Origin of the sequence: Sphingosinicella ginsenosidimutans (genome assembly GCF_007995055.1) — a bacterium.
Lineage (GTDB): Bacteria > Pseudomonadota > Alphaproteobacteria > Sphingomonadales > Sphingomonadaceae > Allosphingosinicella > Allosphingosinicella ginsenosidimutans.
The window spans coordinates 2554263-2572614 of the sequence record NZ_VOQQ01000001.1; the positions used below are offsets into that span (position 1 = coordinate 2554263).

At 67.5% G+C, this 18352-nt stretch carries 17 protein-coding genes and 1 riboswitch; of the genes, 10 read left to right on the forward strand and 7 right to left on the reverse strand.

Features of this window, described 5'->3' with window-relative positions:
• Window positions 1-12: 12 nt before the first annotated feature.
• The 8 genes from frr (at window position 13) to fabZ (ending at window position 8419) form a co-directional block, all read left to right on the forward strand.
• Window positions 13-570 (forward strand): ribosome recycling factor, encoded by a 558-nt coding sequence (frr, locus tag FRZ32_RS12665; RefSeq protein WP_147043852.1) that lies wholly within the window; start codon window positions 13-15, stop codon window positions 568-570.
• Window positions 567-1319: an isoprenyl transferase gene (locus FRZ32_RS12670; protein ID WP_279379231.1), complete on the forward strand. Its 753-nt coding sequence runs from the start codon at window positions 567-569 to the stop codon at window positions 1317-1319. Before frr ends, FRZ32_RS12670 begins: the two co-directional genes overlap by 4 nt.
• Window positions 1316-2164 carry a phosphatidate cytidylyltransferase gene (locus FRZ32_RS12675; RefSeq protein ID WP_147043853.1) on the forward strand — a complete coding sequence of 283 codons (849 nt, stop codon included), beginning with the start codon at window positions 1316-1318 and terminating at the stop codon, window positions 2162-2164. Before FRZ32_RS12670 ends, FRZ32_RS12675 begins: the two co-directional genes overlap by 4 nt.
• Window positions 2164-3321 (forward strand): 1-deoxy-D-xylulose-5-phosphate reductoisomerase, encoded by a 1158-nt coding sequence (locus tag FRZ32_RS12680; protein ID WP_147043854.1) that lies wholly within the window; start codon window positions 2164-2166, stop codon window positions 3319-3321. Before FRZ32_RS12675 ends, FRZ32_RS12680 begins: the two co-directional genes overlap by 1 nt.
• On the forward strand, window positions 3318-4445 hold the full coding sequence (gene rseP / locus FRZ32_RS12685; protein WP_147043855.1) for an RIP metalloprotease RseP: 1128 nt from the start codon (window positions 3318-3320) through the stop codon (window positions 4443-4445). Before FRZ32_RS12680 ends, rseP begins: the two co-directional genes overlap by 4 nt.
• Window positions 4446-4521: 76 nt before the next feature.
• Window positions 4522-7299 carry an outer membrane protein assembly factor BamA gene (bamA, locus tag FRZ32_RS12690; protein ID WP_424141293.1) on the forward strand — a complete coding sequence of 926 codons (2778 nt, stop codon included), beginning with the start codon at window positions 4522-4524 and terminating at the stop codon, window positions 7297-7299.
• Window positions 7299-7946, forward strand: coding sequence for an OmpH family outer membrane protein (locus tag FRZ32_RS12695; RefSeq protein WP_147043856.1), 648 nt, complete (start codon window positions 7299-7301; stop codon window positions 7944-7946). The genes bamA and FRZ32_RS12695 overlap by 1 nt, the downstream gene beginning before the upstream one ends.
• Entirely contained in the window at window positions 7946-8419 is a 474-nt protein-coding gene (gene fabZ / locus FRZ32_RS12700) for a 3-hydroxyacyl-ACP dehydratase FabZ (RefSeq protein WP_147043857.1), read from the forward strand. The genes FRZ32_RS12695 and fabZ overlap by 1 nt, the downstream gene beginning before the upstream one ends.
• Here the strand turns inward: fabZ and FRZ32_RS12705 are convergent.
• The 4 genes from FRZ32_RS12705 to FRZ32_RS12720 are packed head-to-tail and all read right to left on the reverse strand — an operon-like array spanning window position 8385 to window position 12691.
• Window positions 8385-9116, reverse strand: coding sequence for an ABC transporter ATP-binding protein (locus tag FRZ32_RS12705; RefSeq protein WP_147043858.1), 732 nt, complete (start codon window positions 9114-9116; stop codon window positions 8385-8387). The two genes, fabZ and FRZ32_RS12705, sit on opposite strands and share 35 nt — an antisense overlap.
• Window positions 9113-10075 (reverse strand): FecCD family ABC transporter permease, encoded by a 963-nt coding sequence (locus FRZ32_RS12710; protein WP_147043859.1) that lies wholly within the window; start codon window positions 10073-10075, stop codon window positions 9113-9115. The genes FRZ32_RS12705 and FRZ32_RS12710 overlap by 4 nt, the downstream gene beginning before the upstream one ends.
• Complete coding sequence (locus FRZ32_RS12715; protein ID WP_158635918.1) at window positions 10072-10827, reverse strand: ABC transporter substrate-binding protein; 756 nt, start codon at window positions 10825-10827, stop codon at window positions 10072-10074. Before FRZ32_RS12715 ends, FRZ32_RS12710 begins: the two co-directional genes overlap by 4 nt.
• A gap of 1 nt (window position 10828) precedes the next feature.
• Window positions 10829-12691, reverse strand: coding sequence for a TonB-dependent receptor plug domain-containing protein (locus tag FRZ32_RS12720; protein WP_147043861.1), 1863 nt, complete (start codon window positions 12689-12691; stop codon window positions 10829-10831).
• A 99-nt stretch (window positions 12692-12790) separates the two neighbouring features.
• Window positions 12791-12957, reverse strand: a riboswitch (cobalamin riboswitch).
• A 101-nt stretch (window positions 12958-13058) separates the two neighbouring features.
• Between FRZ32_RS12720 and rpmE the strand changes: the two genes are divergently transcribed.
• On the forward strand, window positions 13059-13289 hold the full coding sequence (gene rpmE, locus FRZ32_RS12725; protein WP_147043862.1) for a 50S ribosomal protein L31: 231 nt from the start codon (window positions 13059-13061) through the stop codon (window positions 13287-13289).
• Window position 13290: 1 nt separating this feature from the next.
• Window positions 13291-13836, forward strand: coding sequence for a GNAT family N-acetyltransferase (locus tag FRZ32_RS12730; protein WP_147043863.1), 546 nt, complete (start codon window positions 13291-13293; stop codon window positions 13834-13836).
• Here the strand turns inward: FRZ32_RS12730 and FRZ32_RS12735 are convergent.
• The 3 genes from FRZ32_RS12735 to mfd all read right to left on the reverse strand — a co-directional run bounded on the left by FRZ32_RS12735 (window position 13827) and on the right by mfd (window position 18343).
• Complete coding sequence (locus FRZ32_RS12735) at window positions 13827-14090, reverse strand: hypothetical protein (protein ID WP_147043864.1); 264 nt, start codon at window positions 14088-14090, stop codon at window positions 13827-13829. The two genes, FRZ32_RS12730 and FRZ32_RS12735, sit on opposite strands and share 10 nt — an antisense overlap.
• Before the next feature lie 75 nt (window positions 14091-14165).
• Window positions 14166-14687: a CHAP domain-containing protein gene (locus tag FRZ32_RS12740; protein ID WP_147044477.1), complete on the reverse strand. Its 522-nt coding sequence runs from the start codon at window positions 14685-14687 to the stop codon at window positions 14166-14168.
• Between the two features lie 185 nt (window positions 14688-14872).
• A complete protein-coding gene (mfd, locus tag FRZ32_RS12745) occupies window positions 14873-18343 on the reverse strand; it encodes a transcription-repair coupling factor (RefSeq protein WP_147043865.1) in 3471 nt (1156 codons plus the stop codon).
• Between the last annotated feature and the right edge of the window lie 9 nt (window positions 18344-18352).

Genomic DNA, 18352 nt, shown 5'->3' on the forward strand with positions numbered 1-18352 from the left:
GGAGAGAACAAGATGCCCGCCTATGACAAGGCCGACCTGCAGCGCCGCATGACCGGCGCGGTCGAGACGCTGAAGCACGATCTCGGCGGCCTGCGCACCGGCCGCGCGTCGACCGCCCTGCTCGATCCGATCCAGGTCGAGGTCTATGGCGCGAACATGCCGCTGAACCAGGTCGCCACCGTGTCGGCGCCGGAGCCGCGGATGCTGTCCGTCCAGGTGTGGGACCGTTCGAACATCTCGGCGGTCGAAAAGGCGATCCGCAATGCCGGGCTCGGCATCAATCCGGTCACCGACGGCCAGACCATCCGGCTGCCGATTCCGGACCTCACCGAGGAGCGGCGCAAGGAACTCTCGAAGCTCGCCCACCAATATGCCGAAAAGGCGAAGGTGGCCGTGCGAAACGTCCGCCGCGACGGCATGGACGCGCTCAAGACAGACGAGAAGAAGAAGGACATCAGCGAGGACGAGCACAAGCGCCTCGACGCCGAAGTGCAGAAGCTCACGGACGAGGCGATCAAGGAGATCGACGATATCGTCGCCGCCAAGGACAAGGAAATCCTGCAGAAGTGAGCGTCGCGACGGCCCCGCTCGGGTCGGATCCGGACAATCGCGCGCGGGCGCCGGCGGTGCCGCGCCATGTCGCCATCATCATGGACGGCAACGGGCGCTGGGCGAAGGCGCGGGGATTGCCGCGCGCCGCCGGTCACCGCGCCGGTGCGGAAGCCGCGCGCAAGGCGCTTCGCGCGGCGGGCGAGGCCGGGGTCGAGTGCCTCACCCTCTATGCCTTTTCCTCGGAGAACTGGCGCCGCCCGAAGACCGAGATCGCGGATCTCACCGGCCTTCTTCGCTTCTACGTCCAGCGTGAGCTCAACAGCCTCCACCGCGAGGGAATCCGCCTTCGCATCCTCGGCGACCACAGGGCCTTTGAAAGCGACGTCGCGCGGATGGTCGATGCGGCGGTCGAGAAGACGGCCGGCAACAGCCGCATGACGCTTGCGATCGCCCTCAATTACGGGGCGCGCGGCGAGCTGGTCGGAGCGATGCGCCAGCTCGCCGGGGAGGTCGCCGCCGGGCGGCTGGCCCCGGACCAGATCGACGAAGCGCGGATCGATGCGGCGCTCGACACCGGCGGCCTGCCCCCGCTCGATCTGATGATCCGCACGTCGGGCGAACGGCGGCTGTCCAACTTCCTGCTGTGGCAGGTCGCTTATTCCGAGCTGCTGTTCGTCGACACGCTGTGGCCCGATTTCGACGAGGCAGCGATGGAGGCGGCGCTCGCGGACTATGCGCGGCGCGAGCGGCGCTACGGGGGCTTATGAGCGAAACGCCGGCCGCGAAGGCGTCCTCGGACCTTTCGACCCGCTTCATCGCCGGGATCGTCATGGCGGCCGTCGCGCTGACTGCCGTCTGGTATGGCGGGTGGGCGTTGCGCGGGCTCGTCGCGCTCGCCGCGGTGGTCATGATGATCGAATGGTGCGCCCTGCACCGCGTGCCCCGGCTGTGGGCCTGGATCGGCGGCGTCCTGCTCGCTGCCCTGCTGCTCGGCGGGATCGAATATCTCTATCCGGACGCGCTGCCACCGCTCGATCAGGACAGCGAGCTGGCGATCGACCCCGACGATTTCTTCTTCGCTTTCTACGCCTTTGCGGTGGTCGCGGGAGCCGCAGTGCTGCTTGCCGCCGGCGCCCGGCGCATCGCCGCCGGTTGGGGTTTCGCCTATGTCGCCATTCCAGCCTTCGCTCTGCTGGTGCTGAGCTGGGCCTATAACGGCCTCGTCTTCTGGGTGATGGGCGTGACCTGGGCGACCGACATCTTCGCCTATTTCGCCGGTCGGTCGATCGGCGGGCCGAAGCTCGCACCAAGGGTCAGCCCGAACAAGACCTGGGCGGGGCTGATCGGCGGGATGATCGGCGCTGGCCTCGTCGGCTGGGGCGTCGCGCTGCTTTTCGATCTCGGCATGCCGTTCGTCTGGATCGGCGCGCCGATGGCGATCGTGGCGCAGGGCGGCGATCTTTACGAAAGCTGGGTGAAGCGCCGCGCCGGGGTGAAGGACAGCGGGGCGATCCTGCCTGGACATGGCGGCGTCCTCGACCGGCTCGACGGGCTGCTTCCCGTGTCGCTGGCGACCTTCCTGCTGCTGGCCGCGGGATTGTGGACCGGCTGATGCGTTCGGTCACCATCCTCGGCGCGACTGGATCGGTGGGTCGATCGACGCTCGACCTGATCGCGCGGGAACCGGAGTCGTTCGACGTTCTCGCGCTCACGGCGCGCGGCGATGTCGAGGGGCTGATCGGTCTTGCGCGGGAGGTCCGCCCGCGCCGCGCGGTGATCGGCGACGAACGCCATTATCCACGGCTGAAGGAAGGGCTGGCGGACACCGGAGTCGAGGCGGTGGCCGGCTCCGGCGCGATCGTCGAGGCCGCCGGCGCCGGGGCCGACTGGACGATGGCCGCGATCGTCGGCACGGCGGGGCTCGAGCCGGTGATGCGCGCGCTCGAGGGCGGGCGCACGGTGGCGCTCGCCAACAAGGAATCCCTCGTCTCGGCGGGCGACCTGATGACTCGCGCGGCAGCCGCAAGCGGCGCCACCCTGCTGCCCGTCGACTCCGAGCATAATGCGGTGTTCCAGTGCCTCGACCATCTGCGGCCGGAGGGGGTGCGACGGATCATCCTCACCGCCAGCGGCGGCCCGTTCCGGACCTGGAGCCTGGACGAGATGCGCGGCGTGACCCCGGCGCAGGCCGTCGCCCATCCCAACTGGTCGATGGGTGCGAAGATCTCGGTCGATTCCGCGACACTGATGAACAAGGGGCTGGAGCTGATCGAGGCGTTCCACCTGTTTCCGGTCGGCGCCGATGCGCTCGACGCGGTGATCCATCCCCAATCCATCGTCCACAGCCTCGTCGAATATGTGGATGGCTCGCTGCTCGCCCAACTGGGACCGCCCGACATGCGGGTGCCGATCGCCCATGCGCTCGCCTGGCCGGCGCGAATGGAGACGCCGTGCCAGCGGCTCGATCTGGTGAGCATCGGCAAGCTCGACTTCGAAGCGCCCGATATGGTCCGGTTTCCAGCCCTGGCTCTCGCCCGCCAGGCGCTGACCGACGGGGGCGCGAAGCCGGCGGTTCTCAATGCCGCGAACGAGGTGGCGGTCGCATCTTTCCTTGAAAGCCGGATCGGTTTCCTCGATATCGCATCGGTGGTCGGCGACGTGCTGGCCGCCTGTGACCCGCCGGCGCCCGGGTCGATCGATGCGGTGCTCGAGATCGATCGAGAGGCCCGACGCATGGCCGCCGAGGTGGCGCGAGAGTATCAGATTTGAGCAGTCCCGGCTTCTTCTTCACCGTCCTCGCCTTCCTGCTGTGTATCGGCCCGCTCGTCTTCGTCCATGAGCTTGGCCATTATTTCGTCGGCCGCTGGTTCGGGGTGAAGGCGGAGACGTTCTCCATCGGCTTCGGACGGGAAATCCTCGGCTGGACCGACAGAAGAGGGACGCGCTGGAAGGTGGGCTGGCTGCCGATGGGCGGCTATGTGCGCTTCGCCGGCGACATGAACGCCGCCTCGACCCCATCGGACGAGTGGCTGTCGCTCCCCGCCGAGGAGCGCGCGAAGACCTTCCAGGCCAAGGGGGTGTGGCAGCGCTTCCTGATCGTGCTGGCCGGTCCGGCGACGAATTTCCTGTTCGCCTTCTTCGCCTTCATGGCGATCTTCGCGATCAACGGTCTTCCGACCAGCCCCCCTGTCATTGGCGGCGTCGTCGCCGGGAGCGCCGCCGACGAGGCCGGCATTGCCCCGGGCGACCACGTCGTGGCGATCGACGGTCATGCGCTGGAAACCTACGCCGATCTGGCCGCCTACGTCGCCTTGCGTCCGGAACAGCGGCTGATCTTCCGGATTCAGCGGGGATCGCGCATCGAAGAGGTCCCGGTCACGATCCGTGCCGACACGGCCCGCGACGAATTCGGCAATAGCGCCCGGGTCGGGCGTCTCGGCGTCGTCGGCACGATGATCTTCTCCAAGGTTCCGGTCACCGAGCTTCCGGGCGCCTCGCTGCGCGCGATCGCGGGCTCGCTCGAGGCGATGGTGGCCGTGCTCAGCCAGGTCGCGACCGGGGAGCGATCGGTGCGCGAGCTCGGCGGCCCGCTCAAGATCGCCGAGGTCTCCGGCCAGCAGGCGAGCCTCGGCTGGATCAACTTCTTCGCTCTGATGACGATCGTCTCAATTAATCTGGGATTCATCAACCTCTTGCCAATCCCGTTGCTGGACGGCGGACACCTGTTGTTCTACCTGATCGAGGGAGTGAGGCGCAGACCGTTGAAGCCGGAAGCGCAGGAATGGGCATTCCGGGCCGGCCTCACGGTCCTGCTGGCGCTGATGGTTTTCGTGACATTTAACGACTTGGCCTCTTTTGGGCTCTTTACCAAGCTTGGCGGCTTGATCGGCTGACGTTGATCGGGCAGGGCAGGGACGACAGGGAGCTCGGCCGGTAACAGCCGGCCTTTCGGATTTAAGGCGGGGACGCGTGAACGCACACAAGGTATTTCCGGCGGCTCGTAGATTTTCTGCCGCGCTGCTGGTCGGCACGATCCTGGGGGGGATGATCGCGCCCGCCGCGGTTGCGCAGACGGCGCCCGGCGATGCGGCGCAGTCGCCCGCTGGACAGGAAAGCACGGCGCCGACGCCCCCGCCGAGCCAGCCCGCCGGCCCCGGTCAGCCACGCGGCGCCGGCGCGGAATTGCCGCCGCCTCCCGCTGCGCCCGCCGCGCCGAGCGTCACGCGCCAGATTCATTCCCTTACCGTGACCGGGAGCCAGCGGCTCGAACAGGAGACCGTGCTCTCCTACACCTCCCTCCGGGTGGGCGAGAATTACGACGACGAAAAGCTTGATCAGGCGCTGCACGACCTGCTTTCGACCGAGCTTTTCGCCGACGTCACCATCGCCGGCGTCGAAACCGGCGATATCGTCATCCGCGTGCGCGAGAACCCGGTGATCAACCGGATCGTCCTTGAGGGCAATCATCGCATCAAGGACGACAAGATCACCCCGGAGATCCGGCTCGCGCCGCGCCAGATCTTCACCCGCTCGCGCGCCCGCGCCGATGTCGCCCGGATCATCGAGCTCTATCGTCGCCAGGGGCGCTACGCCGCCAGTGTCGATCCGCAGATCGTTCAGCTCGACCAGAACCGTGTCGATGTCGTCTTCGTGATCAACGAAGGGCCCAGATCGCGCGTGCGCACGATCAACATCATCGGCAACGAGCATTTCGGCGACGGTCGCCTGATCCGCGAGATGGCGACCCGCGAGCATCGCTGGTGGAACATCTTCAGCTCCGCCGACACCTATGATCCGGACCGGCTCGCCTTCGACCAGCAGAAGCTTCGGCAATTCTACCTGACGCAGGGTTATGCCGATTTCCGCGTCCAGTCCGCCGTCGCCGAGCTGACGCCCGACCGGCGCGACTTCATCATCACCTATGTGATCGATGAAGGGCAGCGCTATCGCTTCGGGCCGGTCACCGTGGACAGCGACATCCGCGATCTCGACGCCGCGTCGATGCAGCGCCGCCTGCCGATGCATGAGGGCGACTGGTACAATGCCAAGCAGGTCGAGGACACGGTCGACAGCCTCAACCAGCTCTCCGGTCTTTTCGGCTACGCCTTCTCGGACGTGCGGCCGCAATTCCATCGCGATGCCGAGCATCGCACGATGGGGGTCAACTTCCATGTCGCCGAGACGCCGCGCGTCTATGTCGAGCGCGTCGACATTTCCGGCAACACGACGACGCGTGACAAGGTGATCCGGCGCGAATTCCGGCTTGCAGAAGGCGATCCGTTCAGCTCGGTCCAGGTGCGGCGCTCGCGCGATCGCATCCAGTCGCTCGGCTTCTTCCAGGACAATCTCGAAATCCGGCAGGAGCAGGGGACGACGCCGGATCGAATTGTCCTCGGGGTCGATGTTCAGGAGCGCGCGACCGGCCAGCTCCAGCTGTCGGCAGGCTATTCGAGCCTCGAGCGCTTCCTCATCAACGCCGCGATCACCCAGCGCAACTTCATGGGTCGCGGGCAGGAGGTGCGCGCCCAGGTCAACTGGTCGAGCTATTCGAAATCGGTCGAGTTCGGCTTCACCGAGCCCTATCTGTTCGATCGCAATCTCGCGCTCGGCTTCGATCTGTTCCGGCGTGATCTCAACGCCTTCAACTTCATCGGAAATTCGCGCCAGACGACCTACGGCCAGATCTCCACCGGCGGCCAGGTGCGGCTCGGCGTTCCGCTGACGGAAACCATCAATCTCGCACTTCGATACGGGCTGACCTACGATCAGATCACGCTCAACCAGAACGTCTATTTTTCGGATCCGGACGGCACGGGGCCGCTGCCGCCGGTTTGCGATCCGCTGCTTGCCGGGCGTTATCTGTGCGATGTGATCGGCAATCGGGTGACGTCGTCCGTCGGCTATTCGCTGCTCTACAGCACGCTCAACAATTACATCCATCCGACCCGCGGCGCGCGGCTCCTGTTCAGCCAGGACTTCGCCGGTGTCGGCGGTGACACGCGCTATCTCAGGACCGTGGTCCGCGGCGCGAAATATTGGAATGTCTTCAACAACTTCATCTTTTCGATCAGCCTCGAGGGCGGATATATCCGCGCACTCCAGAAAGCGGATTCGCCGGATGACGATCCGGTTCGCCTGACCGATCGCTTCTTCCTGGGCAGCCCGCAGATCCGCGGCTTCGATATCCGCGGCGTTGGTCCGCGCATCCAGCGTCGGCAGTATCAGGTCGATGCGGACGGAAATGCGGTGCTCGACTCGAACGGCAATCCGCTCTTCGTCACGGGCAACAACAATATCCTCGATGACGCGATCGGCGGCCGGGCCTATTATCTTGGCCGCGCGGAGCTTGAAATTCCGCTTGGCGCCGGTGCCCGTGACCTTGGCCTCAGGCCGTCGATCTTTGCCGACATCGGCGCGGTGTTCGGCGTGCGGCGGCCCGCGCTCCAGGATGTCGCCCCGGGCTCGCCGCTGACCCAGATCGAATGCACGGCGGCGGACGGGACGGTCCAGCTCGTTCCGCCCTCGGCGGGCAGCTGCCCGACAAACTTCACGCTGACCCGAAACCCGGTCACGCCGTTCCGCGAGGTCTTCCTCGGCGATACGCCGCGGCCGCGCATCTCGGTCGGCTTCGGCGTTAACTGGAATTCGCCGTTCGGGCCGTTCCGCATCGATATCGCACGTGCGCTGGTGAGCGCTCCGGGCGACGACACGAAACTTATCACCTTCAACGTAGGGACTGCATTCTGATGAACAAATTCACTCTCGGCGCGGCCGGTGCCGCGCTTGCCCTGGCCCTTCCGTTCGCCGCCCAGGCGCAACAGCTGCCGCCGGCCGTGATCGCCGTCGTCGATACCGATCGCGTCATCCGCGAGTGCACCGTGTGCGTCGCCGCCAACACGCAGCTCCAGCAGCAGCTTCAGCAGCTTCAGGCCCGCGCGCAGCAGCTCGCGGCGCCGCTTCGGACCGAAGGTCAGGCGATCCAGGCTGCGATCAGTGCGCTGCCGCAGGGCCAGCAGCCCGATGCGGCGCTGCAGACCCGCATCCGCAATTACGAAACCAACCAGCAGAACGCGCAGCAGGAAGTCCAGCAGCAGCAGCAGACGATCGAGCGTAACCGCAATTTCGTCCTGCAGCAGATCGGCCAGCGCCTGCAGCCGGCGGTGCAGCAGGTGATGACGCAGCGGGGCGCCAATGTCGCGCTCGACGTCAATGCCGCGCTCGGCGCCGCGCCGACGCTCGACGTGACCGCGGCCGTCCTTGCGGTCGTCAACCAGAACACCGCGCCGCTCAACGTCACCGCGCCGCCGCCTCAGCAGCAGCCGGCCGCGCAGGCGCCGGCTACGCCCGCACCGGCGACGACGACTCCGCAGCGGCCACGCCCGCAGGGCCGCTGATGAGCGAGGCTTCGGGCGCCGCCGTCGCGCCGCTGGATATCCGGCGGGTGATGGCGGCGCTGCCGCATCGCTTTCCGATGCTCCTCGTCGACCGGGTCGAGGAGCTTGTCGTCGACGAACGAATCGTCGCGACCAAGGCGGTGACGATCAACGAACCCTTCTTCGCCGGTCATTTTCCGGGCCGGCCGATCATGCCCGGCGTGCTCATCGTCGAGGCCTTGGCGCAGGCGGCCGGGGTCCTCGCCGTCGAAAGCCTCGGCCTCGCCGGATCGGGCAAGCTCGTCTATTTCATGGCGATCGACGGCGCGAAGTTCCGTATGCCGGTGGAGCCGGGTGTGCTTCTCAGCCTCGAGGTGGAATTCGTGCAGAAGCGCACCAGCGTCTGCAAGTTCGCGGGCCGGGCCCTGGTCGGCGGCAAGCTCGCCGCCGAGGCCAATTTCACGGCGATGATCGCCGATCCGCCGACCGACTGACCGGTCGCCACAGGCCCCCGGACTTCTCGATCCCGAACACGTCGCGGATGTGCGCGCTGTCGATGACCTCGGCCGGCGCGCCATCGGCGACGATTGCACCGCCCTTCATCACGAGCATCCGATCGGCGAAACGAACGGCCGCGTCGAGGTCGTGAATCGCAACCAGCGCCGCCTGGCGGTTCGCGGCAACAGCCGCCTTCAGCATTTCCATGAGACGGATCTGCCAGAGCGGATCGAGGTTGGCGGTCGGCTCGTCGAGCAAGAGCAGCCTTGGGCGAGGCGCCAGCACGCGGGCGATCAGCACCCGGCTGCGTTCCCCGGTCGACAGCCGGTCGAGCCGCCGATCCGCGACATGTTCGAGGTCGAGCGTGCGGAGCGCGTCGGCGATTTCCTCCGTCGACGCGCCGCCGAGTGCGACGAGATCGCGCGCCATCAGCGGCCAATCGAGATCGCGCGCCGCGGGGAGGTAGCCGAGCATCCGGGCACGCCGTGCCGGGGAAAGGCCGTCCGGATCCTCGCCGTCGACGACGATCCGCCCCTTCGGACGACCGATGCCGGCGATGGCGTGGAGGAGGCTGGTCTTGCCGCTGCCATTGGGGCCGACAATGCAGGTGAGGGTGCCCGGCGCGAGCGCGAGATCGGCCCCGTGGAGGCGGCCGGGCAGCGACAGGCCATGGGCTTCGAGCAAGGCGGTCATGGCCGCAGCCGCCAGCGCATATGGGCGACCAGCCAGAGGAAGAAGGGTGCGCCGACCAGAGCGGTCGCGACCCCGATCGGCAGGGTCCGGCCGAGCGGCGCCGCTCGCACCGCCAGATCGGCAACGGTCAGCAAACCTGCGCCGATCAAAGCCGCCGGCAGGACGGCGCGGCCGGGATGCCCGCCGGTCAAACGCCGCGCGAAAATCGGCGCGACCAGCCCGATGAAGCCGATCGCGCCGCAGATCGCGACACATGCACCGACCCCGAAGGCGCTGATGCAGATGGCCTGGAGGCGCACCGACGCGAGATTGTGGCCGAGCGATTGCGCCACTTCCTCGCCAAGCGCGAGCGCATCGAGCGCGGGGGCGAGCCGAAGCAACAGCGCGATGGCGAGCAAGGCGGGGAGACCCGCGAACGCCGCTTGCGCAAGGCTGCGATCGACCAGCGAGCCCATCAGCCAGTCATAGGCATCGTAGAAGGCGAAGGGGGAGGGGGCGAGCGCCAGCGCGAGCGTCGTCAGTGCACCGGCGAGCGCGCTGATCGCGAGTCCGGCGAGCAGCAAGGTCGCCGTCTCCGCGCGTGGTCCGGCCAGTGCGAGCAGCAGAACGAGCGCGCCGAGCGCTCCGATCACTGCTCCGGCCGAGAGCGCGAGCGGCGCTGAAAAGCCGAAGAGATAAGCAGTGACGACTGCGCCGAGCGCCGCGCCGCTTGTCGTTCCGGTGAGGTCCGGCGACGCGAGCGGATTGGCGAACAGCGCCTGGATCGCCGCCCCCGACGCGCCGAGCATCGCCCCATAAAAGATCGCCAGCAGCGCGCGCGGCAGGCGAAGATCGACCAGAACGGCCCAGCCGAGATCACGATCTTGGGCCATGAGCGCGCCCAGATCGCTCCACGGCAAGGCGAGCGAGAATATGAAGAGCGCCAGCACCAAAGAGACAAGAAGAAGCCGTCGCGTCATCGGGCCAGCTCCCGCCGCAATCGCTCCACCTCGTTGATGAGAAGCGGTCCCATGCAGGTCCACAGCCGCCCGTCGGTCGCGATCGTCCGGCTGGCGCGGGCGTGGCGCACCGCGGGATTGTCGAGCCAGCGTTGGGAATTGGAATATTGACCCCGCCGATAATCGCTGCGGAGCAAAACCGCAGGGGGATGGACGATCAGGGTTTCGAGGGACACCCGATCGCCGCGCATCGGGCGCTGGGCGAGCCCTGCGAGCGCCATCCACTGGGCCTCCAGTCCGGCGGGATTCACCGTCCGTCCGCCGCCGCCCAGCCAGATCGAATCCGCCCGCCGGCGGGGCGCGGTGGCGCGCAGCGATTCGATGCGCCGGATCAGCGCCGCGCCCCGTGCCGGCTGGCCGAGCGCGGCGGCGACGCGGCGGATATTGGCCTCGACATCATCCAGGCTCGCGGCGAAGGGCAGGTCCAGCGTCGGGATGCCGAGCCGCGCCGCGATGGCGCTGCGATCGCGCACCCCGCCGCCCATGGTGACGACCAGGTCTGGCCGCAAAGCGACCGCGGAGAGCAGGCTCCCGTCGTTGCGCGCGTACTGCCGACCCCGCCGCCACATCGGCGTTTCCGCCTCGTCCTGCGAGAGGTGGGTCACGGAGACGATTTGGTCCGGCGCTGCGATCGCCAGCACCAGCTCGTCCGTGCACAGGTTCAGCGACGCGACCCGCCGCGGGCTCGCCGCGGCGGGGGAGGCCAGCGCCATGCTAGCGGCCAAGAGCGACGCGAAGACCCGCATAGACCGTCCGTCCCGGCGTGTTGTAGCCGACCACATCCTGGTAATCGTCGTCGAACGCATTCTCCACGCGGGCGTAAAGCTCCAGCTTCGGCGCGACGCGCCAGGCGACCCGCGCCGAGCCAAGCGTATAGGCTCCGAGCCGTACGGTGGGTGAGGGGAAGAGATCGAAATCCTGGTCCGTGCGCGTCCCGACATAAGCCAGGCTGGCGCTCCAGCTGAACCGGCCGACATCGCCGTAAGCGGTGAGGTTCGCCGTGCTCCGCGGGCGACGGACCTCGCGCACGCGCGGGTCGCCCGGCTCGGTCTGCTGCGTGGCCTTGAGCCAGGTGTAATTGGCGCTGAAATTCAGCCAGGCCGCCGCGCGCCAGGATAAGCTCGTCTCGATGCCGGCGCGGCGGCTGGTTCCCGCCGCATTGGCGACGCTCGAGAGGAAGGTCGTGGAATCGAACACGTCCACGATCTCGTCGTGGAGGCGGGCGGAGAAGAAGGTGAGGCCAGCGCTGAGCGGACCGCGTGTCCAGGTGGCGCCGAGCTCCCAGCCGCGCGACCGCTCCGGCTTCAGCGCTGGATTGCCCTCGAACGAGCCGGGGAAGAATCCGAACAGATCGAAGAAGGTGGGCTGGGCGATGCCCTCACCATAAGCAGCGTGGATGGTGACGGTGCGGAACGGGCGGAGTGAGGCGGCGGCGCGGAATGTCGTTGCGTCGGCAAAGTCGCTGAACCGGTCGTGGCGAAGCGCGACATCGGTCATGAAGGCATCGCTCCATCGCGCGCGCCATTCACCGACGAAGCCGGTATTGTCGCGCTTGTCATTCTGGTTCGTCGCGCCGCCAAAGGCGGTGTCGCGGGCGCGGAACTCTTCCTCGTCATGCTCGATCGCCGCGATCAATTCGTGGTCGCCGAAGCGCCGCGAAAGCTGGCCGCCGAGCGAGAGCCTGTTCCCGTAGGTCTGGTTGAGCGGATCGCCGGCAAGGTAATTGTGGTTGGCGCTGTCGAGGTAGCTCACCTCGGCGCGCGCGCTCCACCCGCCGAACGTGCCCGTCGCCCATCCCCGGACCGCCGCGATCCGGTTGCGCGTCGAATCGAGCGTGTCGGCGCGAAGGAAGGTGACTGGATCGGTGCCGTCATACTGGCTGAGCCCATCCACCCAGTAGCCGGACGCGCCGAGCTTGACAGGTCCGGCGCGATAGACCGCCTTCAGGCTCGCCGTGCCGGTGTGGAAGCCGTCGCGCTCGCCGCCGTCGCCGAAGGAATCGATGCCGTCGCTGCGCTCATAGCCGCCGGCGGCGGTAACCCCGAAGCGGTCAGAGCCGAAGCTGGCGCGACCATAGGTGCGGAGCGAATCGAGGCTGCCATATTCGGCGAGCGCGGTGACGCCCCGCGCGGTCAACGGATCGGGCGTTTCGACCGCAATGACGCCGCCGAGTGCTTCGGATCCCCAAAGCGCCGACTGCGGGCCCCGGACGATCTCGATCCGCGACAGGAGGTCTGTTGTCAGCAGCTCGAACCGCGCTTCGTTGCCGGAAGCGGGATCGTTGAACCGGATGCCGTCGACGAAGAGCAGGGTGTGATTGGCCTCGGCGCCGCGAATGCGCAGCTGGGTCTGCGTGCCGCGCGGGCCCGATGTCGCCACCGAAATCCCGGGCGACAGGCGCAGCACGCTCGACGCGTCGGGGAGGGCGAGCGCGTCGAGCGCCGCGGAATCGAAGATCGTGGCCGACGCCGCGGCCTCTTCGACGGGCACGGGATCACGAGAAGCGGTGACGACAATGTCCGGATCCGTCACCGACACGGCGGCGGATGCAGACAGGACCAGAATCGCAATGGGCATCTAAACCTCCTGAAACGACATCGAAATGTCGTCTCGGAGGAGCCGCACGGCCGTTATTCGGCTGCGCGGCGCCACGCATTCCAGGCTGGACCCGGCCGGATGCGGACGACGGCGAAGGCAGGTCTCCTGGCTCGCGGCTCGATCGGCCCGTCGTCCTTTGCGGACAGGGGCCTCGCCGCTTACAGTTGCGGGCACAGCGCCGGTTTCGCACCGGCTTCCCTTTTCACCGCCCCGTCACGGGCGGCACCTTCTGGCGCACGGCTATTGCACCGCAGCATGACTTGTCAACCTTCGCCCCAGCCGCTAGAGGGCGCCCTTCTTTCCCGGCAGGCTGGTCGGTAACCAGCCGCAATCAGGAAATTTCGACATGAAGACCGAAATCCACCCCGACTATCACATGATCAAGGTGCAGATGACCGACGGCACCGTGTTCGAGACTCGCTCCACCTGGGGCAAGGAGGGCGATACCCTCCAGCTCGACATCGATCCCAAGGTCCATCCGGCCTGGACCGGCGGCAATACCCGCGTTCTCGATCAGGGCGGTCAGGTGGCGCGCTTCAACAAGCGCTTCGGCGGCCTCAGCCTCGGCAAGAAATAGCGTGCCGGCGCGCGCCGCGCCCACGCTGGAGACCTCGCGCCTCATCCTTCGCCCATTCCTGGAAAGCGACATCGAGGCGCAGTCCAGGACGATGGCCGATCCCGCTATCGTGCGCCACCTCGGCGGCACGCCCTTTTCGCGCGAGGAAAGCTGGCGGCGTCTGCTCTGCGCGCCCGGCCTGTGGGCGCTGCTGGGCTATGGCTATTGGGCCGCGGTCGAGCGGGACGGCGGCGCCTATGTGGGGCAGATCGGCTTTGCCGATTTCAAGCGCGATCTTGAGCCCAATATCGAGGGCCTGCCGGAAATGGGGTGGATCCTCGCGCCGGAAATGCACGGCAGGGGCTATGCGACCGAGGCGGTCGGCGCGGCGATCAGCTGGGCGGACGAGGTGTTGAAGGCGCCCGAGCTGACGGCGATCATCGATCACGGCAATCAGGCATCGATCCGCGTCGCGGAAAAATCCGGCTTTTCGATCCGCGAAGAGGCACGCTATCGGGGCGCGCCGATCCTGTTGTTCAGGCGCCGCCGCGCGTTCGCTCAGTCTTGATCGCGACGCGCGATCTCACGCCATTCCGCCGACGTGTGGCAGACCCGCCGGGCGCCCATTCTTGAAACGGAAGTGTTCGACTGGGTCCGGCAGATGAGGCGCTCGCCGCGCTCGTTGGTGTCACCGGATCGCCTGGAATCGCTTGGCCCGCTTGTGATGCCCTGATCGATGTGGACGCCCGGCGTCGGCCCGTTCTGGGCGAATGACGGCGCCGCCAGCAACATTGCAGAAGACACAGCAAGAAGGGCCTTCATCGAGCTCTCTCCAAAATCAAATTGTGCGAGGTTCAGCGGCCCGAGCGGGGCGGGCGGTGGCCGGTGGCGGCGGCTTCAGTGGCTGCCGGCCGAGACGATAGCCGCGGAAATTTCTTGTGCGAAGGTCTGGGCAGGCGGCGCGTCGTTCCCTTCGCTTTCGTTGTAGATGAAACCGAAAGCAGGGTTTTCACGCAGGCCGAGGGCGTTTTGCGGCGCATACCAGACGCGAACTTCGCTCCAGTCGCCATTGGGCGAAACATCCTCGGCGAGCGCGCGCCGTTCGATCCGGCCCGGGCCGGACCAGTTGGCGTGATTCAGATAGACGTGGCGGTCGTCGACGATCTCGGCCACGACCGCGACATGGCCGATCGGCATGGCCCGCGAGGGCTGGAAGGCGAGAACCGCGCCGACCCGAGGTTCGGAGCCGCGGCGATAACGTCCGGCCGCCTGATCCCACCAGGTCCCGGCATTGCCGTGGATGTCGATGCCGGATTGGGCCCGCGCATAGGGGGCGCATTGCAGCACGGCCGCCGCGGGACTCGATGCCGCCGCGGCCAGCCCAAAGGCGAGCAGGGCGCGAACGACGAGACGCGACAGGTGTGTGCGGAAACGTGCGGACAAGGAGAATCCCCCCGGATCGGACTGGGGATGATCCTACACGGCAGTTCTGAAGCGACTACCCAAGCGAGCGTCGGCGCGTCCCGCCGCGCGAACGGTTCGTCCCGGGATGAATGGGCAAGAGGGAACTTTCGTTAACCGATCCCGCCGCGGCGCCCGCGTGCTCACGCCAGGATCTTCGCGAGGCCCTTCGACAATTGCAGGGCGCCGTTCAGCCGGGCTTCGGCGCTCGGCCAGTCGCGGGTGATGACGAGCTTGCTGTCGGGGCGCAGCTTCGCCGTGCCCTTCAGCCGCTCGACATAAGCGAGCAGGCCGGGCAGATCCGGGAAAGTGTCGTCGTGGAAATGAACGAGCGCCCCCTTCGGCCCGACATCCATCTTGGCGACCATCGCAGTGCGGCAGTTCATCTTGATCTCGATGACTTTGAGCAGGTTCGCGGTCTCGGCGGGGAGCTTGCCGAAGCGATCGATCAGCTCGGCCGCGAACGGATCGATGTCCGCGGTCGATTCGAGCTCGTTCATCCGGCGATAGAGCCCCATCCTGAGATCGAGATCCGGGACATAGGTCTCAGGGATCAGGATCGGCGCATCGATCGTGATCTGGGGCGAGAAGCTCTCGGCCCGCGGCGCGACGCCGCCCGCCTTGGCCTCCAGGATCGCCTCCTCAAGCATCGACTGATAGAGTTCGAAGCCGACCTCCCTGATATGGCCGGACTGTTCGTCGCCGAGCAGGTTCCCCGCGCCGCGTATGTCGAGATCGTGGGTGGCGAGCTGGAATCCGGCACCGAGGCTTTCGAGGGAGGCGAGCACCTGGAGCCGCTTGTCGGCGGTCTCGGTGATCAGCCGATCGGCCGGCGTCGTGAAATAGGCGTAGGCCCGCGTCTTGGCCCGCCCGACGCGGCCGCGCAGCTGATAGAGCTGGGCAAGGCCGAAGCGGTCGGCGCGATGGACGATGAGGGTGTTGGCGCTCGGGATATCGAGGCCGGATTCGATGATCGTGGTCGACAGCAGCACTTCGTACTTGCGATCGTAGAAGGCGCTCATCCGCTCCTCGATCTCGGTCGGCGCCATCTGGCCGTGGGCGGTCACGGCGCGCACTTCGGGCACTTCCTCGCGCAGGAACTCCTCGACGTCTGTGAGATCGCTGATCCGGGGGACGACGAAGAAGGTCTGCCCGCCGCGATAATGTTCGCGAAGCAGCGCCTCGCGAACCACCACGCCGTCCCACGGCATGACGTAGGTGCGCACCGCGAGCCGATCCACAGGTGGCGTCTGGATGACGGAGAGCTCGCGAAGACCCGACATCGCCATCTGCAGCGTTCGCGGAATCGGCGTCGCGGTGAGGGTGAGGACATGGACGTCGGCGCGCAGCGTCTTCAATTTCTCCTTGTGGACGACGCCGAACCGCTGCTCCTCGTCGACGATGACGAGGCCGAGATTCCTGAACTCCACGCCCTTGCCCAGGATCGCGTGGGTGCCGACGACGATGTCGATCTTGCCCTCCTTGAGCCCGGCCTTTGTCGCGGCCGCCTCCTTGGCGGGGACGAGCCGGGAAAGCCGACCGATCTCGATCGGGAAGCCCTGGAACCTCTCCTTGAAATTCTGGAAATGCTGGCGCGCGAGAAGGGTCGTCGGCGCGACCAGCGCGACCTGCATTCCCGCCATCGCCGCGATGAAGGCGGCGCGCAGCGCGACTTCGGTCTTGCCGAAGCCGACGTCCCCGCAGACCAATCTGTCCATCGGCTTTCCGGAGCCGAGATCGGCGATCACGTCGGCGATGGCGCGGTCCTGATCCTCGGTCTCCTCATAAGGGAAACGATCGGCAAAGGCCGCATAGCCGGTGTCGGGTTCGGCGACGGCGCCGGGGCGAAGCGCGCGCTCGGCCGCCGTCTTGATGAGCTCGCCCGCAATCTCGCGGATGCGCTCCTTCATCCGGCTCTTGCGCCGCTGCCAGGCCTCGCCGCCAAGCCGGTCGAGCGCGACGCCCTCGCTTTCGGAGCCGTAGCGCGAGAGGATGTCGATATTCTCGACCGGAACGAAGAGCTTGTCGCCGCCGGCATAGACCAGCGCAACGCAATCGTGCGGTGCCTGCTGGACCGGGATCTGGGTCAGTCCCTCGTAACGGCCGATGCCGTGATCGGCGTGGACGACGAGGTCGCCGGGCGAGAGCGTGGCGAGCTCGTCAAGAAAGGCCTGGCTCGATCTCTTGCGGCGGCGGCGCACCAGCCGGTCGCCGAGCATGTCCTGTTCGGTAAGGACCGCGACATCGGGCGTGGTGAAGCCGTGGTCGAGCTGGATGACGGCGAGCGCGACGGGCGCCGCGCTGCTGCTCTTGCCACGGGACGCCGCGCCAAGCGACTCCTGCCAGGTTTCGGCGTCCGCAACCTTCGCAAGCCCGTGATCGGCGAGCAGGCCCTTCAGCCGTTCGCGCGCGCCGGCGGAATAGCTGGCGAGGATGACCTTGCGGCCGTTCCGACGCAGCCCGCCGAGATGGGCGACGACCGCCTCGTAGACATTCGCGCCGCTTGCGCGCTCCGGCGCGAAATCGCGGGGCGGCTCCACCTCGAAATCGAGCACGGTGGCGCTGTCCGGCTCGTGGAACGGGGTGACGAGGTGGAACGGCCGGGCATCGGCGAGTGCCGCCCACTCTTCACGTTCGAGATACAGGCTTTGCGGCTCGAGCGGCCGATAGCTTCCGGGATCGGAAGACTGCGCCCGCTTGCGGTTCTCATAATAGTCCGCCACCGCCTCGAACCGCGCTTCCGCGGCGCCGCTGTCCCCAGCGTCGCGGACGACGAGATCGCCCTCGGCCAGATGATCGAACAGGGTGGACAGGCGCTCCTCGAACAGCGGGAGCCAGTGATCGACGCCGGCGATGCGGCGCCCGTCGGACACGGCCTGGTAAACCGGATCGCCGGTCGCGGTGGCGCCGAACAGCTCGCGGTAGCGCGAGCGGAAGCGCTTGACGCTCTCTTCGTCGAGCAGCGTTTCGGAGGCGGGCAGCAGGGTGAAGCCCTCGATCCGTTCGATGCTCCGCTGGCTGGCGGCGTCGAAGCGGCGGACGCTCTCGATCTCGTCGCCGAAGAAATCGAGCCGAAGCGCCTGCTCCTCGCCGGCTGGGAAGAGGTCGACGATGCCGCCGCGCACCGCGAACTCGCCGGGGTCGCGGACCGTCTCGGTCCGCGCATAGCCGTTGGCGGCAAGCAGGGTCGTGAGGTGGGCGATGTCGATCCGCTCGCCAGGGGCGAGGCGGGCGACGAGCCGGCGGATGCGGAAGGGCGTCAGCGTGCGCTGCAGCGCGGCGTTGACGGTGGTGACGAGCAGCTGCGGCTTGTCGCTCTTGCGCTGGAGTGAATGGAGGGTCGCCAACCGTTCGGAGGTCGCACGCAGCGATGGCGAGGCGCGGTCATAGGGAAGGCAGTCCCAGGCCGGGAAGGTCAGCGTCTCCAGCTCCGGCGCGAAGTAATGCGCCGCATCCGCGAGCGCCCGCATCGCCGCCTCGTCGGGCGCGATGAAGACAGCCCGTCCACGCGCCGCCCGCGCCAGATCGGCGGCGAGCCACGGCAGGAACCCGGCCGGCACGCCGGCAAGTGTCATCGGCTGATCGGCCGCGAGGATTTTGTGAAGATCGGTCATCTGGCGTGA

Excerpts from the sequence above, each read along its gene's own strand:
- fabZ (WP_147043857.1), top strand. The coding sequence starts at position 7,946 with ATGAGCGAGGCTTCGGGCGCCGCCGTCGCGCCGCTGGATATCCGGCGG.
- FRZ32_RS12680 (WP_147043854.1), top strand. The coding sequence starts at position 2,164 with ATGCGTTCGGTCACCATCCTCGGCGCGACTGGATCGGTGGGTCGATCG.
- FRZ32_RS12675 (WP_147043853.1), top strand. The coding sequence starts at position 1,316 with ATGAGCGAAACGCCGGCCGCGAAGGCGTCCTCGGACCTTTCGACCCGC.
- frr (WP_147043852.1), top strand. The coding sequence starts at position 13 with ATGCCCGCCTATGACAAGGCCGACCTGCAGCGCCGCATGACCGGCGCG.
- FRZ32_RS12710 (WP_147043859.1), bottom strand. The coding sequence starts at position 10,075 with ATGACGCGACGGCTTCTTCTTGTCTCTTTGGTGCTGGCGCTCTTCATA.
- rpmE (WP_147043862.1), top strand. The coding sequence starts at position 13,059 with ATGAAGACCGAAATCCACCCCGACTATCACATGATCAAGGTGCAGATG.
- FRZ32_RS12735 (WP_147043864.1), bottom strand. The coding sequence starts at position 14,090 with ATGAAGGCCCTTCTTGCTGTGTCTTCTGCAATGTTGCTGGCGGCGCCG.
- FRZ32_RS12695 (WP_147043856.1), top strand. The coding sequence starts at position 7,299 with ATGAACAAATTCACTCTCGGCGCGGCCGGTGCCGCGCTTGCCCTGGCC.
- FRZ32_RS12720 (WP_147043861.1), bottom strand. The coding sequence starts at position 12,691 with ATGCCCATTGCGATTCTGGTCCTGTCTGCATCCGCCGCCGTGTCGGTG.
- FRZ32_RS12715 (WP_158635918.1), bottom strand. The coding sequence starts at position 10,827 with ATGGCGCTGGCCTCCCCCGCCGCGGCGAGCCCGCGGCGGGTCGCGTCG.
- mfd (WP_147043865.1), bottom strand. The coding sequence starts at position 18,343 with ATGACCGATCTTCACAAAATCCTCGCGGCCGATCAGCCGATGACACTT.
- FRZ32_RS12705 (WP_147043858.1), bottom strand. The coding sequence starts at position 9,116 with ATGACCGCCTTGCTCGAAGCCCATGGCCTGTCGCTGCCCGGCCGCCTC.